The 20686-nt window shown below is 49.0% G+C and carries 21 protein-coding genes and 1 pseudogene; 20 read left to right on the top strand and 2 right to left on the bottom strand.

Annotation, left to right across the window (positions count from 1 at the left end):
- Positions 1-26 precede the first annotated feature (26 nt).
- The 4 genes and pseudogenes from AN963_RS15545 (at position 27) to rhaA (ending at position 5229) form a co-directional block, all read left to right on the top strand.
- The gene (locus AN963_RS15545) at positions 27-2096 is read left to right on the top strand and encodes a bifunctional rhamnulose-1-phosphate aldolase/short-chain dehydrogenase (RefSeq protein ID WP_055745460.1); all 2070 of its coding nucleotides are present in this window, start codon (positions 27-29) and stop codon (positions 2094-2096) included.
- Positions 2097-2117: 21 nt separating this feature from the next.
- The gene (gene rhaM / locus AN963_RS15540; protein ID WP_055745459.1) at positions 2118-2432 is read left to right on the top strand and encodes an L-rhamnose mutarotase; all 315 of its coding nucleotides are present in this window, start codon (positions 2118-2120) and stop codon (positions 2430-2432) included.
- Positions 2433-2463: 31 nt separating this feature from the next.
- A pseudogene (gene rhaB / locus AN963_RS31520) lies at positions 2464-3834 on the top strand (rhamnulokinase); the annotation flags it as partial.
- Between the two features lie 111 nt (positions 3835-3945).
- Positions 3946-5229, top strand: coding sequence for an L-rhamnose isomerase (gene rhaA, locus AN963_RS31955; protein ID WP_055746332.1), 1284 nt, complete (start codon positions 3946-3948; stop codon positions 5227-5229).
- Positions 5230-5361: 132 nt separating this feature from the next.
- On the opposite strand, the gene AN963_RS15530 is transcribed toward rhaA, so the two are convergent.
- Positions 5362-5847 carry a VOC family protein gene (locus AN963_RS15530; protein WP_055745458.1) on the bottom strand — a complete coding sequence of 162 codons (486 nt, stop codon included), beginning with the start codon at positions 5845-5847 and terminating at the stop codon, positions 5362-5364.
- Between the two features lie 273 nt (positions 5848-6120).
- Between AN963_RS15530 and AN963_RS15525 the strand changes: the two genes are divergently transcribed.
- The 16 genes from AN963_RS15525 to AN963_RS15460 all read left to right on the top strand — a co-directional run bounded on the left by AN963_RS15525 (position 6121) and on the right by AN963_RS15460 (position 18042).
- Complete coding sequence (locus tag AN963_RS15525; RefSeq protein WP_055745457.1) at positions 6121-6774, top strand: hypothetical protein; 654 nt, start codon at positions 6121-6123, stop codon at positions 6772-6774.
- 164 nt (positions 6775-6938) lie between these two features.
- Positions 6939-7490, top strand: a complete 552-nt coding sequence (locus AN963_RS15520) for a hypothetical protein (RefSeq protein WP_236707992.1) — start codon at positions 6939-6941, stop codon at positions 7488-7490.
- A gap of 86 nt (positions 7491-7576) precedes the next feature.
- A complete protein-coding gene (locus tag AN963_RS15515) occupies positions 7577-8179 on the top strand; it encodes a YqaA family protein (protein WP_055745456.1) in 603 nt (200 codons plus the stop codon).
- Between the two features lie 106 nt (positions 8180-8285).
- Positions 8286-9149, top strand: coding sequence for a DeoR/GlpR family DNA-binding transcription regulator (locus AN963_RS15510; RefSeq protein ID WP_161827287.1), 864 nt, complete (start codon positions 8286-8288; stop codon positions 9147-9149).
- Between the two features lie 45 nt (positions 9150-9194).
- A complete protein-coding gene (locus AN963_RS15505) occupies positions 9195-9470 on the top strand; it encodes a PTS sugar transporter subunit IIB (protein ID WP_055745454.1) in 276 nt (91 codons plus the stop codon).
- A gap of 26 nt (positions 9471-9496) precedes the next feature.
- Positions 9497-10828 (top strand): PTS galactitol transporter subunit IIC, encoded by a 1332-nt coding sequence (locus tag AN963_RS15500; RefSeq protein ID WP_055745453.1) that lies wholly within the window; start codon positions 9497-9499, stop codon positions 10826-10828.
- A gap of 21 nt (positions 10829-10849) precedes the next feature.
- Positions 10850-11443 carry a ribulose-phosphate 3-epimerase gene (locus tag AN963_RS15495; protein ID WP_055745452.1) on the top strand — a complete coding sequence of 198 codons (594 nt, stop codon included), beginning with the start codon at positions 10850-10852 and terminating at the stop codon, positions 11441-11443.
- Between the two features lie 178 nt (positions 11444-11621).
- Positions 11622-12398 (top strand): arylamine N-acetyltransferase family protein, encoded by a 777-nt coding sequence (locus AN963_RS15490; RefSeq protein WP_055745451.1) that lies wholly within the window; start codon positions 11622-11624, stop codon positions 12396-12398.
- Positions 12399-12693: 295 nt separating this feature from the next.
- On the top strand, positions 12694-12870 hold the full coding sequence (locus tag AN963_RS31200) for a hypothetical protein (protein WP_161827286.1): 177 nt from the start codon (positions 12694-12696) through the stop codon (positions 12868-12870).
- The gene (locus AN963_RS31715; protein WP_201783756.1) at positions 12867-12983 is read left to right on the top strand and encodes a CD1375 family protein; all 117 of its coding nucleotides are present in this window, start codon (positions 12867-12869) and stop codon (positions 12981-12983) included. The genes AN963_RS31200 and AN963_RS31715 overlap by 4 nt, the downstream gene beginning before the upstream one ends.
- Positions 12984-13023: 40 nt before the next feature.
- The gene (locus AN963_RS32285; RefSeq protein WP_269084399.1) at positions 13024-13158 is read left to right on the top strand and encodes a CD1375 family protein; all 135 of its coding nucleotides are present in this window, start codon (positions 13024-13026) and stop codon (positions 13156-13158) included.
- Positions 13159-13719: 561 nt separating this feature from the next.
- Positions 13720-14184 carry a phage holin family protein gene (locus AN963_RS15480; protein ID WP_055745449.1) on the top strand — a complete coding sequence of 155 codons (465 nt, stop codon included), beginning with the start codon at positions 13720-13722 and terminating at the stop codon, positions 14182-14184.
- Between the two features lie 3 nt (positions 14185-14187).
- A complete protein-coding gene (locus tag AN963_RS15475) occupies positions 14188-15042 on the top strand; it encodes an N-acetylmuramoyl-L-alanine amidase (protein ID WP_055745448.1) in 855 nt (284 codons plus the stop codon).
- Positions 15043-15581: 539 nt separating this feature from the next.
- Positions 15582-15929: a hypothetical protein gene (locus AN963_RS15470; protein WP_055745447.1), complete on the top strand. Its 348-nt coding sequence runs from the start codon at positions 15582-15584 to the stop codon at positions 15927-15929.
- A 106-nt stretch (positions 15930-16035) separates the two neighbouring features.
- Complete coding sequence (locus AN963_RS15465; RefSeq protein ID WP_152985673.1) at positions 16036-16773, top strand: hypothetical protein; 738 nt, start codon at positions 16036-16038, stop codon at positions 16771-16773.
- A 141-nt stretch (positions 16774-16914) separates the two neighbouring features.
- A complete protein-coding gene (locus AN963_RS15460; RefSeq protein WP_236707991.1) occupies positions 16915-18042 on the top strand; it encodes a histidine kinase N-terminal domain-containing protein in 1128 nt (375 codons plus the stop codon).
- Positions 18043-18323: 281 nt separating this feature from the next.
- On the opposite strand, the gene AN963_RS30365 is transcribed toward AN963_RS15460, so the two are convergent.
- Positions 18324-20555 (bottom strand): BMQ_0737 family morphogenetic spore coat protein, encoded by a 2232-nt coding sequence (locus AN963_RS30365; protein ID WP_083496951.1) that lies wholly within the window; start codon positions 20553-20555, stop codon positions 18324-18326.
- Positions 20556-20686: the final 131 nt, after the last annotated feature.

Raw genomic sequence — 20686 nt, 5'->3', positions numbered from 1 at the left:
CAATCAGAAAAACGTGGAGGTACGACATGATACAGAGCTTATGGAATCGTGAACAGGCTGCACAATGTCAAAACGGACTGGATGAGCTGGTCTATCGTTCCAACCTGATCGGTACGGACCGGCGGGTATGCAACTGGGGCGGAGGGAACACCTCTACGAAGACAAAGACAACCGATTTTCGCGGCAGAGAAATAGATATCATGTGGGTAAAGGGCAGTGGATCTGATCTGGCGACGATGAAAGCGGGGAATTTCACAGGGCTAAAGCTCGAAGACATCCAGCCTTTGCTGGAACGAGAGGAAATGTCCGACGAGGAAATGGTCGCTTACCTGGCTCACTGCATGGTGGATAGCAAGCACCCGCGCGCTTCTATCGAGACGCTCTTGCACGCATTCCTACCGTTCCCTCATGTGGATCATACCCATCCTGATGCGATCATCAGTATTTGCTGCGCGGACAACGGAAAAGAAGTGGCACGTGAGATCTTCGGCGATCGATTCGTCTGGGTTCCCTATGTACGTCCGGGCTTTACCTTGTCCACAATGATTGCAAAAGGTGTACAGGAAAACCCGCATGCTGAGCTGGTGCTGATGGAAAAACACGGACTCGTAACGTGGGGAGATACGTCCGAGGCGTGCTACGCGAAAACAATCGCGATCATACAGGAGGCTGCTACTTACATCGAGGCAAAGGTGAGGGAAGAGTCTTTGTTTGGCGGATCGCGCTACGAAAGCATTCCAGAGGATGAACGCAAGCAGATCCTCGCGCAAGTCATGCCTGTCATTCGAGGTGCAGTCAGTGATACCAGGCGGATGCTTTTGACCTACGACGACGGAGAAAATGTGCTCCAATTCGTCAACAGCAAGGATGCTCGTGAGCTGTCACAGGTAGGAGCGGCATGCCCGGATCATCTGGTGCATACGAAAATGGTTCCGCTGTACGTGGAGTGGGATCCAGCCACGAGAGATATAGAAGGCTTAAAACAAAGCTTGCTCGCAGGCATCGCACGATTCAAGGAAGAATACACGCTCTATTTTGACCGGAATAAAAACGACGGAGACCAGATGTCGGAAGCAGCGCCACGTGTCATCCTGATTCCTGGCGTAGGGATGGTCAATACCGGGAAGAGCTGGTCGAATGCACAAGTCAGTGGCGCTCTCTACCATAGGGCGATTGCAGTCATGCGCGGAGCGACGGCATTAGGCAGCTTTGTCTCCTTGAGCGAAAACGAATCGTTCAATGTGGAATATTGGCCGTTGGAGCTCTATAAACTGTCTTTGGCTCCAGTAGAAGCGGAGTTTTCCCGAAAAGTGGTGTTCGTAACCGGTGGAGCTGGCGGGATCGGCAGTGAGACATGCCGTCGCTTTGTCGTAGAAGGTGCCCATGTCGTGCTAGCAGACTTGAATCTCGAAGGCGCAGAGAAGGTCGCTCAGGAGATCAATGATCGTTTCGGAGAAGGCCGCGCGATCGCGGTAAAGATGGACGTCACTCGCGAAGAGGATGTGCAAGCTGCCCTGGCGCAAGCAGCGCTCGCATACGGTGGAGTCGACACCGTCGTGAACAATGCGGGATTAGCGACCTCCAGTCCATTTGACGAGACGACCTTGAAGGAATGGAATCTGAATATAGCCGTACTGGGGACCGGGTATTTCCTCGTCGCTCGCGAAGCATTCAAGCAGATGAAGGCACAGGGAATCGGAGGGAACATGGTGTTCGTCGGCTCGAAGAACTCCGTCTATGCCGGGAAAAACGTGACGGCGTACAGCTCGGCAAAAGCGCTGGAGGTTCATCTCGCCCGTTGCATCGCCGCAGAGGGGGGAGAGCACGGCATTCGTGTGAATACGATTTTGCCTGATGCCATCCTGCAAGGCTCGGCGATCTGGAATTCCAACTGGCGCAATGAACGTGCCGCTGCGTACGGCATTGCTCCTGATCAATTAGAAGACTACTACCGCAAACGCACGACCTTGCTTGTCAACATTTACCCCAGAGATATTGCAGAAGGCATTCTCTTTTTCGCCTCTTCCAAATCAGAAAAGACGACTGGCTGTATGCTGACGATCGACGGCGGAGTGCCTGCTGCATTTACGAGATAAGCAGTCAAAGGAGGAATGAGGATGATACGCAAAGCATTTGTCATGAATGTGTTCGGAGATTGTCACGAGGAGTACCAGAGGCGCCATGACGAAATCTGGCCGGAAATGATAGAGATGCTGAAATCGTACGGAGCGCATGATTATTCGATCTTTCTGGATCCGACGACTAATCGCCTGTTTGCCTATCTGGTTATCGAAGACGAGGAGCGCTGGAGCAAGACAGCAGAGACGGAAATCTGCCAAAAATGGTGGGCGTACATGAAGGACGTCATGGAGACCAACGAAGATCATAGCCCTGTGTCTGTCGAACTGAAAGAAGTCTTTCATCTGAAATAAATCGTCAAGGAATAGACGCTGTGAGAAAGAGGTGTATGGCGTGGGAAACCATATCGCCGTAGATATTGGGGCTTCGAGCGGTCGTCTGGTCTGGGGTATCATCCAGGACGGGCAGATCTCACTGCAAGAGATTCATCGTTTCAAGAACGGCTTTGAAGAAAAGGATGGTCATTGCTACTGGGATATTGATTACTTGTTTCAGGAAGTGATCACGGGCTTGCAAAAGGCAAAGCAACTGGGGATTGCGGATTGTACCTTGGGCATCGACACGTGGGCGGTCGACTACGTACTGATCGATAGCGAAGGGCAGAGATTGCATGAGGTGTACGCGTACCGCGACGAACGGACGAAAGATGCCGTCGAGAAAGTAACCCGACAGCTACCCGCTCATGAAATCTATGAAAAGACGGGTATCCAGTTTCAGCCTTTCAACACCTTGTTTCAGCTAGCCGTGCACGATCCGGAGCAGTTGAAGAGGGCGGAGCAAATCCTGCTGGTGCCTGATTATTTCTACTACCTGCTGACAGGAAAACGAATCAACGAGGTGACGAACGCCTCGACGACACAGCTGCTTCACTTGCAGACGTGCGATTACGATACCGATTTGCTAGAGCTCCTGAGTCTGGGCCGCTCCCAATTTGCGGAGCTGGTTCAGCCAGGTGTCTCGCTCGGACCAATCAGACAGGAATTGCGTGAACAGCATGATTTGCCGGACTGCGAAGTGATTTGCGTCGCTACTCATGATACAGCATCGGCAGTGCTTGGTGTCCCTGCTGACCCTCAGCAATCGTATGCCTATTTGAGCAGCGGAACATGGTCGTTGATGGGAGTGGAGCTGGTTCGTCCCATCCACGATGAACAGGCGCGGAAGCGTAATTTTACAAACGAATGGGGCGCCTATCAGACCTATCGATTTTTGAAAAATATTATGGGGATGTGGCTTATCCAAGAGGTGCATCGCCATTACGAGGGAGCCATCTCGTTCGCAGACTTTGCTACGCTGGCCAAAGAGGAGCCAGCCTTTACGACCTTCATCGATTTTACGGACGTCAGGTTTTTACATCCGAAAAGCATGGTAGGTGAAATCCAAAGCTACTGCAAGGAGACCGGACAACTCGTTCCGCAGACGCCAGGAGAAATCGCGCGCTGTATCTATGACAATCTGGCGATCCTGTATACCCTGTGCGTAGAAGAAATGGAAGCGATTACGGGCCGTGCTATCGAAGTAGTCCACATTGTTGGCGGGGGCTCCAACAACGAGCTTCTGTGTCAGCTGACGGCTACGGTATCGGGGAAAAAGGTAACGGCAGGACCAATCGAGTCGACGGCACTCGGAAATCTCGCCGTACAGATGATCGCAAAAGGCGAAGTGAGCGATATACACGAGGCGAGAAGCCTCATTCGACACACGTTTGCGAGTGTCGCCTATGTACCCGAAGACTTTGGGGATCGGATGGAATGGATCAGGGAGTTCAAGCAAGTGACAACGGGCAAAAAGAAAGGAGTGGATGCGGTGAGTGCAAACGTAGAAGCGAGCTATCAAGAGGCGAAAAAGCTGTACGAAAAGCATGGGATCGACGTGGAAGCCGTCCTGGAAAAGCTGGAAAAGATCAAGGTATCGATGCATTGCTGGCAAGGAGATGACGTACGCGGATTCCTCAACCGTGATCAGGAGCTGACAGGGGGAATCGCTGTTACGGGGAATTACCCGGGAGCGGCACGCACACCTGGCGAGCTGCGGCAGGATCTGGAGAAGGCGTTTTCGCTCATTCCAGGCAAGCACAAAGTCAATTTGCATGCCATTTACGCCGATACGGACGAGCAGGTGGAGATCGACAAGCTGGCGCCCAAGCATTTTGAAAAGTGGGTCAGCTGGGCACAAGAGCAAGGCTTGGGGCTGGACTTCAATCCGACCTGCTTCTCCCACGAAAAATCTGCAGATGGCTTTACGCTGAGTCACCCTGACCCGGACATTCGCCAGTTTTGGATTGATCACTGCAAAGCATCCCGCAAGATCGGAGCCTACTTTGGCGAGCAGCTTGGTCAGACATGCGTCACGAACGTGTGGATTCCGGATGGCTACAAGGACATTCCGGTTGATCGGATGGCTCCACGCCAGCGGCTGAAGGACTCGTTGAACGAAATATTCCGAGAAGAACTGAATCCCGCCTATAATCTGGACGCGGTGGAGAGCAAAGTATTCGGGATCGGTTCAGAGAGCTATGTCGTAGGTTCTCATGAATTTTACATGGGCTATGGCGTTCAGAATGGGAAAATCATCTGTCTGGATGCGGGACATTTCCATCCGACCGAGACAATTTCAAACAAGCTCTCGTCACTTGCTCTCTTTTCCAAAGGCATTCTGCTGCACGTTAGCCGTCCGGTGCGGTGGGACAGCGATCACGTCGTCATTATGGACGATGAATTGCTGGACATCGCCCGTGAGCTGGTTCGTCACGACTTACTCGGCATGACTCACATCGGTCTGGACTTTTTTGATGGCAGTATCAATCGCATCGCGGCTTGGGTAATCGGGATGCGCAATACGCTCAAGGCTTTGCTGCGGGCGATGCTGGAGCCGACGGACTACTTGCGTCAGGCAGAGCTGCAGGGAGATTACACTACGCGGCTCGCGCTCATGGAAGAGTTCAAATCCTATCCGTTTGGTGCTGTCTGGGATATGTTTTGCGCTCGCCACAACGTTCCCGTGCGTGAAGAATGGTTGGCTGAGGTCAAGCAGTACGAACAGGATGTACTCACCTTGCGGGGGCAGCAAGCTGCGGTCATCCCTTCCTAAACTTTTTCCCGCAAACAGCACGGTCTTTCGGGATCGTGCTGTTATTGTTGCGGAAGAGATAGGGAATCATGCTTTGAGAGGATTACTCATTCGGTGGAATGGAGTAATCCTTTTTTTGATGGAACGAACGAATCAAGATTCAGTAGAGGGAGTGAGACGTAATGAACCCTGGACATACCTCATAGCCTCGATATATTCGCTTTGCCCTGCGCGTTTTGCCATTTCCTCAGGAGTGAGATCCTCGATCCGTGTTTGAATCCACCAGATGTTTCCCAAAGGATCACGCACACGTCCGACCCGATCACCAAAGAACAGAGTCGTCATCTCAGTAACGGGAGTTGCTCCAGCCTGTAATGCTTGCTGATAAACTGCATCGCCATCTTCGAAGTAGAGACGCAGAAAGCTCGGTGTGTCTGGCCATTCCTCTTTTGCATCGAACATCATGACCACCGAATCACCGATCCGTACCTCGGCATGTCCGATCGTACCATCTTCGTTATATACGCGATTGTCATCATACGCGTGAAATGCTTCTTTCACGAACGCAATGAGCCGAGTAGTGTCTCGTGAAATGATCCATGGCGTAACGGTGCGATAGCCCTCAGGAATGTCTTTCATGTAGAAAGTTGTCCACAGACTATTCACAGGCATACGTAAATTACAAACAGGTTATGCACAGAGAGAATTTATAGATTGTGGATAAGTGGTGTGAGTCGTAGGTTATCACGGCCTCATAAAAAAATGTCGTGTTTTTTTGTTGTTTTTCCAGTTGGGAAATCTTGAACATTTTAGGATAGTATGAGATACTTGTACATAAATAAGAACAAACGTTCCTGTTTTATCGAACGAAAAAGATCTATATTCACATAGAACCGATTAGGAGGAATTAGAATGGCTACCCGGACATGTATCAGTAAAGATGAGCTGCGTGAACAAGTTTGCGAAGGATGCCCGGCGACTGGGTGGGGGAAAAAGGCTCATTGTCAGGTGCACGACAGACATGTGGGGAAAATCGAGTCTTGCCCGGAATGGGACAAGTTCTTGGAGGAGCAGCAGTCTCCAGGGCAAATGAATCGACAAATGGCAGTTTCCTTGGCAGAGATGGAGCCTGCGTTAGAACTGGTGCAGCGAACAGAAGAAGAGATCCGCGACTACAATTACATGCAGCTGGAATTGATTCGCATCCAGCGCTTTTTGCGGGACCTGGGAGAAGGCATGGTGGGGCAGTATGGTCTGGAAGCTGGCTTGCCAAAGGCTCTCGGTGGTCATGGAGACAAGACGCATGCTGAAGTGGCGCGTCGGGAGCGCAAGTGGAAGAGGTTGCAGAATTTGCAAGACAAGATTATGCGAATTGACGAAGCCGTGGAGACCATTCCTGACGAACAGGAAAGGCTCATTCTGGAGGCGCTGCTGGATGGCGACAAAAACAACCAGATCGCAAAAGAAATCGGTGTTTCGCGGCAGAGGTATTACGAGATCAAACGCAGCGCGGTGATGAAGATGGCGTGGGCGATGTATGGAAAGCAGATTCAATCGACGGGGTGATGGGAGGTAATGAAGTGACTGCTATTCAAGGGTGGTCCATGAACAAAATAATCGGTCTAAGGTCCAATGAAACATCCGACAAAGGTCTCGAAAATAATCCGACGCTCGTTCGTTTTGGGATAGATGGTGATGTTTGATAATAAGGACATGGAGATTATCCAAAAATGATGCGGGTGAATGAAATGGTTGACAAGGAGAATCATATTTATATAGTCTTGTCAGATACGGGTACATGGTTTACAAAGATAATACAGCTTTATACGAAGGCTCCACTTAATCACGCTTCGATCGCATTTGATCCGGAACTGAATGAGGTATACAGCTTCGGCAGAAAAAATCCCATGAATCCGTTTGTCGGCGGCTTTGTTAAGGAAGATATGCGCGGAGGATTGTTCAAGGATGCCACTTTTGCTGTATATCGTTGTTCCATGAGTGAGTCTCAATTCCTGACAATTCGTAATATTGTTCAGCATATTGAGAGAGAATCGCATTTATATAAATATAACTTACCTGGTTTGCTAGGTGTAATGATGAACATTCCTGTCGCTCCTGAGCGAGCCTATTTCTGTTCGCAATTTGTAGCATCCGTGTTCGAACAGGCTGGAGCAAGACTGGTGCCTAAATGCGCAGCGCTTACTACACCATCCGATCTGGAACGATCCGGTGCTCTTGAGCTGATGTTTCGTGGAAGAAGCAATTTGCCTGTTTCGGCATGACTCGGTAATCTCGTCGCACCGAAAAATAGAATCGCCACAAGTTATGGGTACAGTTTTTGAAATCGGATAGTCGAATGGAGAAAAAGATGGTTCAGAGCATATTGGATTTTTTAACGGAGTTTGGCATTTGGGGCTTGATGATCCATTCGTTTGCCGACGCAATCATCTTTCCCATACCCGCTTTCTTTCTACAAGTCTCATTAAGTATGATCGATCCATCCTCGGCTTTGTGGCTTGCTACCGCAGGATATTTCGCCTGCTTGCTTGGGACGCCTATCGGATATTTCCTTGGCAAATCAGTAGGTAACTCAGTGCTCTATAAAATGCTTAAAAAAGAATGGGTTGATTCTGCAAAGGCGATGTTTCAAAAAAATGGTGAAGCAGCAATTCTCATAGGCTCTTTTACGCCAATCCCATTTAAAGTATTTACGATCATGTCGGGGTGCATGAATTTTCCCCTATGGAAGCTGATTGGCTACGCTGCAATCGGGCGAGCCGTCAAGTTTTACGCAGTAGGTTTTCTGTTTTATTTTTATGGGCGAATGGCAGATGGTATGGTACACAACGTTTCCCTCTATATTTTTCTAATCGCCGTTCCAATCTTACTGATTGCCTTTCTAGTGAAAAACAAACTTCGAAAAAATAGAGAAATGAAGCAGGAGTTCGGATACGAAAAAAACGGTGAATAAAGAATAAAGATCCCTCGGGTGTATCAAAAGGTCCCCGGGGGATTTTTCTATTCCATGTACTTTCATGCAAATCAGTACGTATCAAATCGAATCAAAGTTAATAAAAATGAATCAGAGTAAATCAACGACCTTTCATGTCTGGCTGGTTTCAGAGGAGGAGTTTGCTATCCTGCAAGCGGAACGCTACGAAAAGATCACACAGTACGTGAATCAAAAAGGGTTTGCTTCTATTGCTGAATTGACGGAGCTATTGGAGGTATCGAAACCGACCGTGCTGCGAGACCTGCTGAAGCTGGAAGAGCAGCATCTGATCATTCGCACCTACGGCGGAGCGGCCAGTCTGCACAAAGGAACGAATTTTGAGCCTCGTCACTCCGAAAAGGAAAGGCAGGCAGCGCAAAACAAGGAAATAATCGCTCAACTGGCGCTCACCTTTATCCATCCGGGGGAGACGATTCTGCTCGACAGTGGTTCGACGGCGCTGATGCTGGCAAAGCAGTTGGTCAAGGCGAAAAACATCACGGTCATCACCAATGACATCAAAAGCGCGATGTGCCTGTGTGAAAACGAAGCGATTGATCTGGTCGTGCTGGGTGGACAGCGGCGTAAAGGTGTCTACAGTCTCGTCGGTCCGTTCACGGAAATGCTACTGCAAAACTTGAATGTGGATAAAGTGTTTCTGGGAGCAGACGCCGTCGACATTCATAAGGGAATTACAAACTCCAATATCGATGAGCTCAACATCAAGAAAGGGATGATCGCCATAGCCAAAGAGGTAATATTGCTGGCGGACAGCAGCAAGTTTGAACAGGTGGCTTTTTCTCACATTGCCGATCTAGACGTGCTGGATGCAATCATCACGGACAGACATATCGAGCAAAAGGGCGCTCTAAAAGCGCTGCTGGAGAAGGGAATTCAGGTTCACATAGCGGGAAAAGCCCAGAAAGGAGGGAACGGACAAGTCAAATGAACGAGAGGGAAAAGCATTACGAAATCTTTTGAGAGGGTGAAAGAGATGAAAACGGTGATTGTCGCCTGCGGGGCCGGCATTGCTACATCTACGTTGATTTGCGATAGAGTAAAACATTTGTTGAGCGACAACGGGATTGCTGCGGACATCATTCAGTGCACGGTGGCAGATATTGCCGGACATGCGGGAAGGGCAGATCTGATCATTACCTCCATGAAACTAGAAAACAGATACGACAAGCCGATCGTCACGGCGATCTCTTTTCTGACAGGTATCGGACGTGAGCAGACAGAGCAGGAGATTTTGGCGCATCTCAAATAGCGAGCTGACGAAAAGGGGGAGGTAGAATGGAAGCCATCCTGCAAGCTTTTACCTATCTTAGCGATCTTGGCTCCATGGTGATGATTCCGATCATCATCGCGATTGTCGGTCTCTGCTTTCGACTCCGTTTTTTGCGGGCGATCCGTGCGGGTGTCACGGTAGGGATCGGCTTCGTAGGATTGAACCTGGTGCTCGGCATTATTTGGACGTATATCGGCCCCATCACCACCATTTTCGTAGAGAAATTTCATCTGCAATTAACGGTGATCGACGCTGGATGGGCGGCAGCGGCAGGCGTCGCCTTTGCTACCAAGGTGGGTGCTGTGATTATCCCCTTTACTCTTCTCGTCAATGTCATCATGCTGATATCCAAACAGACACGTACGGTCAATATCGATATCTGGAACTATTGGCATTTTGCTTTTACGGGCGCAGTCGTCATGACTGTCACTAGCAGTATGGTCTATGGTTTGTTGGCAGCGGCAGCGCACTGTATCGTCGCCCTGAAAATGGCCGACCTATCCGCTGAGCGTGTACAAAAGGAAATCGGCATCCCCGGCATCTCTGTCGCGCAAGGATATGCGATCTCTTCTGTCCCTGTCTACATGCTGTTGGAAAAGCTGTATGACAAGATTCCTGGGCTACAAAACCGCAAGACGGACACGTCGTCGATCCAAACCAAACTCGGTGTGATGGGCGAGCCGATGATGATCGGTCTGGTCTTGGGGATCTTGATTGGTATCGTTGTCGGCTACGATCTAAAGAAAGTTCTGGAGCTGGGCATCGCGATGGGCTCGTTGATGCTGTTATTGCCGCGGATGGTAAAGGTCATCATGGAAGGCTTGGTCCCGATATCGGAGGCGGCTCGTACGTTTATGGAAAAACGTTTTAAAGGCTCGGAGTTTTACATCGGTCTTGATTCCGCCGTGACTCTCGGACACCCGACGACCATTACAGTGGGCATTTTGCTCATCCCGATTACACTCGTATTGGCCATGATTCTTCCTCTTAATTCCACGCTTCCTCTGGGTGATTTGGCAGCGACAGCCTTCTTTATCTCCATGGCAACCCCCATCCATCGGGGTGATTTTGTCCGCACACTGATCAGCGGCACGATCATGATGGCGATTGTCCTCCTTTTCGCCAGCTATTTTGCCCCCATCATCACGGATACGGCAAAAAATACAGGCTTTACGTTTCCAGAAGGGGCAACGCAAATTACGGCTTTGTCCGCAGGCAACTGGGTGGCGTTTGTGATCAGCAAGCTGATGTCACTTCAAGCGCTTGGGGTGGCGATTGTCGTTGTCCTGGTGGGGGCTTTGCTGGCATTCAGCAAAAAGCTCGTGTTGGCGAAATAAAGATGGTGGAGGATGGGCCACATGATCATTTCCCCCTCAATTGCGTCCGCAAACCCGTTGCGTCTGGAGGAAGAAGTCAAACGACTGGATCCGATCCTGTACACAGACCTGCATGTTGACATAGAAGACGGTCACTTTGTACCCAACATCACATTTGGCATGAAAACAGTGAAAAGGCTACGCGCCGTGACCGACCTCCCGTTTTCGTTTCACTTGATGGTATCCCATCCATTCGAATATCTCGAGGAAATCTGCTGCTGCCAACCAAGCGTCATTTTCGCTCATGTCGAGGCTCTCGATTACCCTAGCTCGTTTGTTGAGGCCGTGCAACGCCGAGGGGGAAAGGCAGGGCTGGCGTTTAACCCTAAGACATCGATTGAGCCTTTTCACTATGTGCTCAGCCGCGCCGATGCAGTCCTGATCATGACTGCTGAACCGGATGGACAGGGACAGCAATTTATTCCTGCTATGGTGGAAAAAGCGCAGCAAGTCCGAAATATGTTTTCCACGGTCGAACTGTGGGTAGATGGCGCAGTCACAGTGGAGCGAGTGGAGGAGCTGGAACGTGCAGGCGTTACCCACGCGGTGATGGGCAGAGCGGTGTTTGGGAACTAAGTCTGCAAGTGAGAAGCTCGGCCCCGTCAAAACCAGGCGGGGCTAGACTTTTTTATAGGCCTGTGGACGTCTAGCTTTTGCGGAACAAAAAAGGTGAATGAGCATCCGTTAGCAAATACTTTATACACGACACGCATACATATCGTAGTTCATGCAGGCATGATTGGGGGAATAAACGGTGAGTGAGCTGAACACTCTGTTTCGCAAGAGAATCGGAATGCCGGAAGACGAGACGATCACCTTTGCAACGTTAGGCAACGTGCTTGAAAAAACAGCAAAGGCGATCCCATTTGAAAACCTATGTATGATTGCCAATGAAACAAACGAGATCACGCGCGAGAATCTACTGAACAAATTGCTCGTCAAAAACGAAGGTGGTCTTTGTTATGAGCTCAATTCCATTCTGTATTTCTTTTTGCTCGAAAATGGCTTTCAGGTAGCTCTGGCACGTGGGATTGTATACAAACAAGCTACGCAAGAGTATCAGTCCATAGGAAGGACGCATGTCACGATTCTGCTAACACACGAGGGACGCAAGTATTTGGTGGATACGGGATTTGGGGGGAATCTGCCACTAAAGCCTGTACCTTTAACGGGAGAGACCGTCACCTCTTCGAATGGGGAATTTCGGGTCAAAGAAGTGAACAGCGACCATGGAGACTACGTGCTTGAAATGAAGCTGAAGTATAAGGATACGGAGTGGCGAATCGGGTATGCCTTTGATTCTACCAAGCTGATTTCGGATGTAACGGAGTTTAATGAGATTCAGACGGTTATTGGGGAGCATCCAGATTCTCCTTTTAACAAGAGCCCTTTGGTGACCAGGCTTACGGAGAGCGGGAATGTGACGCTGACGAATAGCACGTTTACGAAGTGGGAAAATGGGGTCGTTACGAAAGAGGGAATTGATGAGGTGAGGTATCGGGAGTTGTTGAGAGAGTGGTTTGGGAAGTAGTCTCCCTGACAAATCTTTACACAACCTTACACTACCATTCATTTTCCCCTTCTGAAAGCCATCTGGTTTATACTTAAGCCAAGCGAAACAAGTAAACGAAGACAAGGAACGCATGGAGCCACCTGAGCCAATCGGGTGGCTCTTTCTATTAAACTCGTCAGCACCTGGCGAGCGGGGACCATGGCGAAAAAGCCACATACATTGCGAGTTCCAGGCACAAGTCCACTCGCTCCCTGCTCGGCGGGCGTTGATCCATCCGTCAATTCAAGCGTCTCAGTGAAAGGAGGTGATACCTGTGACCACTGCAACGGTCATAGACCGAGAAAGCTCTATCATAACGGATACGGAGATGCGTTCGGTTGATTCACATTCATGTTTACGCGGATTTCAAAATCAGCTGCTCGATAACATGGAGGCGACAGCCTTGCTCTACGAAGAACTGCAAGCACTAAAAGGAGGAAGCTCTGAATGATTACGATTTACTACAACCTCGTAAAAGCGGGTCGCCGAACGATTGACCAGGTACCAGCCAATCTTCAGGAGGAAGTGAGGGCGATGATCAATGCTGAAAACACTCCTGCTTAATTTCGGCATCTGGCTCATTTCCTTGAAGGGAGATGATATCATGGCAGCTATCTACGTGGCACTCATCATTGCGGGCCGCAGAACTTATGAAAGTGTACCGGCTAACCTCAAACCAGCTGTAAAAGTAGATCTGGAAGCTCTCGGACTGAGCTCTGAAGGATTACCTCTAGCATAACGTCTTTTCCCAAATGGGAGGGGCGTTTAGATAGCAGACAATAGGATCGAGCTTGTCTACCATAAAACTGCCCGTTGTAAATCTTCACTTTCTTCTTCTCCGTTGATGGAACGCAGTGTGCGATGAAAGTCGCCTGCACGGTGTAGGCTCGAACGAAAACCCTCAAGAAGAGAAGGGGGATAAGTCGAGAATAGCGATACCTCTCCAGCAGTTGGATCCATCGCTGATGAGAGTACCCTATCTAAAATTATCATCCGCTTTGACAAAGCATTATCCAACGAAACCATTGCGAAAGAAGATCCCAAAAAAGTGGTGTCTTCATTGGGGAATAATGGAGCTGGGTGGAGTTACGGGCAACTTTGGACCAGGTAAATACGTATACTTTGTTAATGGAGCCATTAAAGATCGTCATGGAAATGTGATCACTCGGACAACACCCTAATACGCACAACCCATCAACGGCCCTCGGGAACTCCCGGGGGATTTTTTTATCAGCATAGCCTCGTTCCTAGCGAGGCTTTTTCATTTTAGCCCCAAGGGGGTGAGGAGGGAGATGAGCACATGCAGTTTCTACAGACCCTGGTTAATGCAGCGACCCCGGCAAATGGTTGGGCAGCAACAGCAGGAGCGATTGTGTCACCCGTATTCCACTACCTCTACGGATCAGGCCGAATGGATATCCTAGTAGTATTGCTGTTTTGTATCTCCTTGGATTGGGTGACGGGCATTCAGGCTGCCAAGAAGGAGGACAAGACCTGTTCTTCCGAATACGGACTGAGCCGCATACCGCGGACGTTTTTCTTTCTGGCCCTGCCAGCACTTGCTAATCTGCTAGATAGAGTCATGGCGACACCGGGGTTTCTCTTCTATGGAGTGACCTTTGGGCTGATTTACCACACGTGGAACAGCCTGACAGCGAATGCTCATCGCGCAGGATGGCCGGTCCCCAAAGCGATTGCCAATCTGGTAGAGTCGGAGATCAAAGCCAAGACAGAACGCGCAATGAAACAGAAAGAAGGGAAATAGACCTTGCCAATCACAGAAATGCTCCTGACCAATAAGACGGCACGACCTGGAATGAAAATCACGCCAAAAGCTCTCGTCATCCACTGGACCGCCAACGAAAGCAAGGGAGCAAACGCCGTAGCCAACCGCAATTACTTTAACAACCCGACAACAGAAGCAAGTGCCCACTACATCGTTGACGACAAGCAGATTGTCCGTTGCTTACCGGAAACCGAGATGGGCTACCACATCGGAGCGAAGTCTTACAAGCCGGAAGCGCTCCAACTGCTCAGCAGCTACCCCAATAACTGCACGATTGGCATCGAGATGTGTGTAAACGCCGACGGCAATTTCCAAGCCATGTACCAAAACACGGTGGAGCTGGCGGCAGGGATCTTGAAGCGGTATGGCTGGGGCATCCAAAACTTATGGCGTCATTTCGACATTACGGGCAAAAACTGCCCGGCCTTTTTTGTTTCTGATGCTTTTTCACTCCGCTTTTTCGGACGAAAGGCAGCAGAGGCGTGGGAGAAGTTTAAGAGCGATGTCCACATCTTACTCACAGGTTATACACAAAAATCACGGGAGTATGTGGATAACTGTAATATTCAGATAAGGCTCACTGTAAAAGGGCGCTTGCGTGAGGGTGTTTCCTATCTACCTGTACGAGCGGTAGCAGAAGCGATAGGTGGTGTGGTAGGGTGGGATGCCGAGACGGAAAGGGTAACGGTGGACGGACGTGAGCTGGCTGTCACGATCGAGGATGGGACGGCGTATGCATCAGCGAGGAATCTGGCGGTGGCGCTGGGCATGCAGGCTACGTGGGATCAGGCGAGTCGGACGGTCACTTTAGAAAATTTTCCGCAGAACCACGAATAAATCTGAAAAGTAAGATCCACAACTTATTCACAGTTTATTGAAGTGATACCCACAAAAAGGACTGACTTATGCACATTTTCCTCAGGTGTATGTGGATAACTTCTCTTTAGCGATAATTGCTGAAGGGTTTTGTCGCACCCGCTGCCTTCGCTCCTGCCCCGCTTACCTTCCTCTACGTTCTTGAATCCTCTTCAGCTTAATAGGCGGATGTCACGGAAAGGGCGCCACAGCATCAGGAGCGTCAGCCGGGGCTTGAGCATCTCATGGTACCTCTGCCGATATCGGAAAATCCTTCTGAAGGTGCGGACGTGGTTAGCGTGTATCTGTATGAATGCGAGGATGCAGAAGTGACCCGTCAATGGGAAAATTGGGTCCTAGGCACATAATGTGACAGAGTATGAAATAGGATGATACTAAAAGAGTACGGGAAGATGTCTGCCTGCGCGAAAAAAATGATCCATTCCATTGGATCTCCCCCTCTAGGCTAAGTGAGCTGAACGGCAAATTCGTACTTTTTCAAGAGATGGAGGTTGTCGCACATGTCTTTACCCAATATACCGGATGTAACGCCTCGCATAACTCTCAAACGGGAAGAAGTCATTCATCTGCTTTTGACCTCCGTAGCGATGGAGGAGATGAGTATGTCCCACATAATGAATACAGAGGTCGAAAAAATTCAGCAACTGCTGGAGAGAGAGGATATAAGCCTAGATGATATGCTTCGTTTGAACCAGAGTATGGAGCGAATGCTTCGCAATATCATCAGTAAACAGATCCTTCTGCAATTTAAGCTGGATCATATTTTGGAACTGGAAGGAAAAAGCAGCGTAGGTGATGGAGGAAACACAATTGAAGAAGGCAGCGTCAGCATAGCCGATGATGATTGATCTTTCGAGTGAGCGACTATTCGAGGAGATGATAAAACGGGCAAACCGAATGAGGGGAGATGAGCAACCTCATGGATTTGCCCTCTTAGTGGATTCGACTGTAGCAATGGAAAAAGCACTGGCAGGCTTAACGAGATGCCAGGCCCTGCAAACCAAAACCTGTCTGTTTTTGCTCATGAATCAAACAGCACCAATTCCGGCTATGCTGCTAGCAAACTGGTTGGAGGTATCAAATCGTTGGTTGGAAGCGATGGCCATGTTTCATTGGGTGGAGATTACCAGGTTGAAGAGGGTACTTCCTTACTGGCTGATGAGAGGTCATTCAAAGAAAAACGAGCGAATTCCTTCTGCAATTTTGGAGGCACAATTGCTAACAGTGTCGGCTTCTGGTTCCTTGGCAGAAGCACAAATTCAGCTATTAGACCAGATCATACGCAATCTGCAACAGTCTCCATCCAATGCGCAACGTCTGGACAAGTTGGAGAAGGAGGCTCTACTGATTCTGGATAGTATTGGGGAAATGCTACGCATACTGGTTCGGAAGCACGATCCATTTATGACGTTTGATAATGAAAAGGCTGAAAAGATAGGTAGCTCGGTCCAAGAAATAAGTGCCTCACTGCTTAGCTCCATGAAAAAACTGGAGTCACAAGCTGCTCTGTCCCCACTATTTTCGCGAGAATTTATCTATAAGCTTAGGGAAAGCCTCAAACGATTGATAGAGCACTACAGCTCATCCAAAAACTTCGCCCCAATGATTTTTCACTCAGATTCCCCTTTACCAAAGCCATGGTTAAACGAGGAAGTTTTCGGCCCTTTTTCCAAAAGGAATAGCAGGAAATAATAGGGAAAATGTTATGGTAGTCTTATTTTTGCCCATCAGGTGCAGGTGCATTAGTAAAAATATTTAGTTAACGGAGAGGATTAATAGTATAATATTTACAACAATATTATACGTGTACATTCAGAGTGAGGACAGATGCAGATGGATGAACTGACAACATTTTTGGACGAGCATGAGGCAACCATTGTTGAAGCGTTCAGAGCACAAATAGTTGTTTCCGAAGACGACCAGTTTAAAGATTTTATTCATCTAAACGGACAAGCGATGTACAGGATGGTAGTCGGTTATTTTCGTGAGCAGATTACGCAGGAAGATATCAAACAGTTGGCTTACAAAGTCGCGAACGAACGCAATCAGGCCGATATCAACATCGGTGATTTTGTCTTCAACGTTTGTTTGGGCAGACAGCTGATCGTGGATTTGCTGCAATCGGGTTCCTTTCCACCAGCTATTCTCGTTTCCGCCTTGACCAAGATGAACGAGTGCTTTGACGTCTTTCTAGTGCATGCCGTATCCAAATATACGGATCTGAAAAACAACGATTTGGCCGAAATGAACTTGTTTATCGAACGTTCCCACAAAGATCGCCTCACCATTTTAGGTCAGTTAGCATCGAGCTTTGTGCATGAATTCCGGAATCCGTTGACTTCGATTATTGGTTTCTCCAAGCTCCTCAAGGAAGATTATCCCGATCTTCCGTACGTCGATATCATCGTAAATGAACTGTTCCAGTTGAATTATCGGGTGTCGCAATTTTTGCTGGTGTCCAAAAAAGGGGTCATCCAGCGAAAAAGTGAAGTATTCAATTTCCAGCAACTATTCGAGGAAATACTCGCCTTCCTTTATCCCAATATTGTCGATGTCAATGCGGATATCCAGTGTCGCATCGATCCTTCGTGCGAGCTGACAGGCTATCGCGATGAAATCAAGCAGGTCTTTATTAATATCATCTCAAATGCTCTGGATGCCTTGCATCGAAAGGCGAGCAACAAAATCATTGCCATCGATGTTTTGCAAGCCGACGGCGCGACTCACGTATCGATCTCGAATAACGGGGCATGCATTCCCCCTGATCTTTTGAATGTCATTTTCGAACCCTTCTTCACGACAAAGGAGCTCGGGACAGGGATTGGGCTATTCGTCTGCAAAGAAATCATCGAGCGGCACGCAGGCACCATTACCTGCGAATCCACGGACGAGAACACGACATTTATCATGCAGTTCAGCCCAGCCACAGGACGAACGAACGAAAAAAAGGCACTCTCATGATTTTATTAAATGGATAGAGTTCTTAGAAAACATCTGATTCTCTATCCATTTTTCTTTGTTATTTACAGCGACATTATCACTCGAAAAACGAAATGATATTTAGTAAACGATCGATCTCCGTTAGTTCTGTCTCTATTAAAATTGTATTTGAATGAGCGAATGGAAATAACAGCCTTTTCTAAAGACGGAGTTCTCCTCTGGTCTAATCAGACCTTTGAGAAAGCTCCGTCTTTCTCATTACACCCAAACGAAAAAGCACTTTCGGGTTTCCTTCATTCTTCTCAGTTACCGCTAGTTGGAATTACATCTAGGAAAGTAACACAATCCTTCACATAAATGCTGGCATCGGAAGCGGATTGTAGGCCTGTGTCGTAGACAACCACACTGAGGGCGTTGCGGAGGATGAGGCGGAAGGTATCAAATGCGCACGGAAGTTCGCTTAGCGTAAGCTCGGCGCTGAGAGTCTCGTTCGTTCCTGTCGCAGTGAACGTCCGGATACCGGTAGCGGTGACCATGAGCTGTAGGCCGCCCGTAGGTGGAGCTGAGCAAGTAGGTGAGCTAATTTGAACAGGCGTATAGACAAAACTGAAATCGCCGAGAATTACGTCTGTCGGCGACGGCGTAGGTGGCGCCGTATCGACAAACGTATAAGAGAACGTGCTGCTTCCCGGATCGCAACTCGGGCAGATATCGGCAAGCAATTGTTCTGTCCCCGTTTCAGCCACACCTTCGAAGAAGACAGTGGAGTTGGTCAAGAGAGCGTTGGCTGTTCCCTGGCAGTCGCAGTTTCTGCGCGGGAAGATAATATCTGGGCACTGAGGCGGGAACGTGATCGGCGGACAGATGAACGAAGGAGTCGGAGGCGGTACTGGAATGATCGGGCGCGGACGACAGAACTTCGCCAATACTTCCAGCTTCAATTCCGCTTCCACCTGGATCTCTTTGCAGATGATGACTTCCAAATCTATCATACCGCCCAGGAGCACATTGCCGATCGGCGTGCACTCGACGGCAGTGATGCGGCAGAGGATGTTGGATTCATCCAATGGTTCCGGCAAACACAGTACGATATCGTCATCGAATTGTATGGTAGCGGGGAATTCGCACAACAGTGTGCCATTAGCAAATACACGGATCAGGAGCGTGGCGCCAAACAGGAAGCGGACGATCCCGACACGTACGATGTTTCCGTTTACAATGAGGTTTTCACGCCGGATACCAATGACGGTGCAAGAAAAGTCCAAAGAGTGTGTGGGCTGCGGTTTGGGGATCAGTGGGAATGTTGGTGGAACGATCGGCTCCACGCATTGGATCGTGATGTTCTGACCGGCACGGATCGCTGCATCTACCAGTGGTCGGCAATCGTCTGGGATAGGTACCTTGTTCCTGTCCCTATTGGCGGCAATCACCCAGTCGTATACCTTTTGGACGCGGATGCAATCCAATGGAAGAGAAAGCGCAACGGGAATAGGCATCGGAGTTGGAGGGGGAGTTGGAGGCAGTTGCAAGATAATTGCGATGCCAGCCGGCATGGTTCCCGATATGGTTATTAAATCAATTTCGGTATTGAAGGTGGGACTGGCGGGATTCGTATCGATCACGGAGACATTATTGGAGAGTTGGTCGCTAACATACGCGCGAGTACCATCTGGAGTGATCGCGACACCGGCAGGATCAGATCCTGATACCAGGATCAAATCGATTTCGGTGTTGAAGGTAGGACTAGCGGGATTCGTATCTATCACGGAGACATTATTGGAATTACTATCAGCTACATAGGCACGCGTACCGTCCGGGGTGATCTTTATTACGATTGGATTGGTCCCGCTCAACGGGATTAAAGCGATCTCGGTGTTGAAGGTGGGACTTACGGGGTTCGTATCGATCACAGAGACATCGTTGGTGGTTTCATTGGTTACATACGTACGGGTGCCATCAGAAGTGATGGCTGCCACAGTTGCAGTTAAACCGGTCAAAGGGATGAGTGCAATCTCTGTGTTGAAGGTGGGACTGGCGGGATTTGTATCAATCACGGAGACGTCATTGGACCCGGAATTCGGTACATATGCGCGTGTAGCGTCAGGTGTAATTTGAAGACCAATGGGACCAAGCCCTGTCAACGTGATCAAGTCGATCTCGGTGTTGAATGTGGGACTGAGGGGATTGGTATCAATTACCGAGACGTTGTCAGAGCTTCTATTCGCTACATAAGCACGAGTACCGTCTGGAGTGATGGCAATTCCCGTGGGAGTCGTCCCCGACAGCAGGATGAGATCAATCTCGGTGTTGAATGTCGGACTAGTGGGATTTGTATCAATCACGGAGACATTATTGGAAATTCTATTCGTAACGTAAGCACGGAAGTTATCCGGCGTAACCGCAATCAAAAGATGGCCAGACCCGCTCAAGGGTATAAGGTCGATCTCGGTATTGAAGGTGGGGCTGAAAGGATCCGTATCGATCACCGAAACATTAGCAGACATAGTATTGGCTACATAGGCAAGTTGTGACATATTTTCCACCCCTTTCTCTTGAACTTCCCTCTTGATGATCGAAGGTGGTATTCATTTTATGGGGATATGAACATTTCTGTATAGGCAAACAGCGAGTTATAAAAAAATTCAGGAAGGCTGTTTCTCCTTTT

Source organism: Brevibacillus choshinensis (assembly GCF_001420695.1).
Taxonomy (GTDB): Bacteria; Bacillota; Bacilli; order Brevibacillales; family Brevibacillaceae; genus Brevibacillus; species Brevibacillus choshinensis.
Note: the sequence above shows the minus strand (reverse complement) of the source record. Positions and strands in the feature narration are given on the sequence as shown.

What these genes read in the sequence shown, in the direction of transcription:
- AN963_RS15545 (WP_055745460.1), top strand. Translation starts at nt 27, where the DNA reads ATGATACAGAGCTTATGGAATCGTGAACAGGCTGCACAATGTCAAAAC.
- rhaM (WP_055745459.1), top strand. Translation starts at nt 2,118, where the DNA reads ATGATACGCAAAGCATTTGTCATGAATGTGTTCGGAGATTGTCACGAG.
- AN963_RS15530 (WP_055745458.1), bottom strand. Translation starts at nt 5,847, where the DNA reads ATGAAAGACATTCCTGAGGGCTATCGCACCGTTACGCCATGGATCATT.
- AN963_RS15525 (WP_055745457.1), top strand. Translation starts at nt 6,121, where the DNA reads ATGGCTACCCGGACATGTATCAGTAAAGATGAGCTGCGTGAACAAGTT.
- AN963_RS15520 (WP_236707992.1), top strand. Translation starts at nt 6,939, where the DNA reads ATGATGCGGGTGAATGAAATGGTTGACAAGGAGAATCATATTTATATA.
- AN963_RS15515 (WP_055745456.1), top strand. Translation starts at nt 7,577, where the DNA reads ATGGTTCAGAGCATATTGGATTTTTTAACGGAGTTTGGCATTTGGGGC.
- AN963_RS15510 (WP_161827287.1), top strand. Translation starts at nt 8,286, where the DNA reads ATGAATCAGAGTAAATCAACGACCTTTCATGTCTGGCTGGTTTCAGAG.
- AN963_RS15505 (WP_055745454.1), top strand. Translation starts at nt 9,195, where the DNA reads ATGAAAACGGTGATTGTCGCCTGCGGGGCCGGCATTGCTACATCTACG.
- AN963_RS15500 (WP_055745453.1), top strand. Translation starts at nt 9,497, where the DNA reads ATGGAAGCCATCCTGCAAGCTTTTACCTATCTTAGCGATCTTGGCTCC.
- AN963_RS15495 (WP_055745452.1), top strand. Translation starts at nt 10,850, where the DNA reads ATGATCATTTCCCCCTCAATTGCGTCCGCAAACCCGTTGCGTCTGGAG.
- AN963_RS31715 (WP_201783756.1), top strand. Translation starts at nt 12,867, where the DNA reads ATGATTACGATTTACTACAACCTCGTAAAAGCGGGTCGCCGAACGATT.
- AN963_RS32285 (WP_269084399.1), top strand. Translation starts at nt 13,024, where the DNA reads ATGGCAGCTATCTACGTGGCACTCATCATTGCGGGCCGCAGAACTTAT.
- AN963_RS15480 (WP_055745449.1), top strand. Translation starts at nt 13,720, where the DNA reads ATGCAGTTTCTACAGACCCTGGTTAATGCAGCGACCCCGGCAAATGGT.
- AN963_RS15470 (WP_055745447.1), top strand. Translation starts at nt 15,582, where the DNA reads ATGTCTTTACCCAATATACCGGATGTAACGCCTCGCATAACTCTCAAA.
- AN963_RS15465 (WP_152985673.1), top strand. Translation starts at nt 16,036, where the DNA reads ATGGAAAAAGCACTGGCAGGCTTAACGAGATGCCAGGCCCTGCAAACC.
- AN963_RS15460 (WP_236707991.1), top strand. Translation starts at nt 16,915, where the DNA reads ATGGATGAACTGACAACATTTTTGGACGAGCATGAGGCAACCATTGTT.
- AN963_RS30365 (WP_083496951.1), bottom strand. Translation starts at nt 20,555, where the DNA reads ATGTCACAACTTGCCTATGTAGCCAATACTATGTCTGCTAATGTTTCG.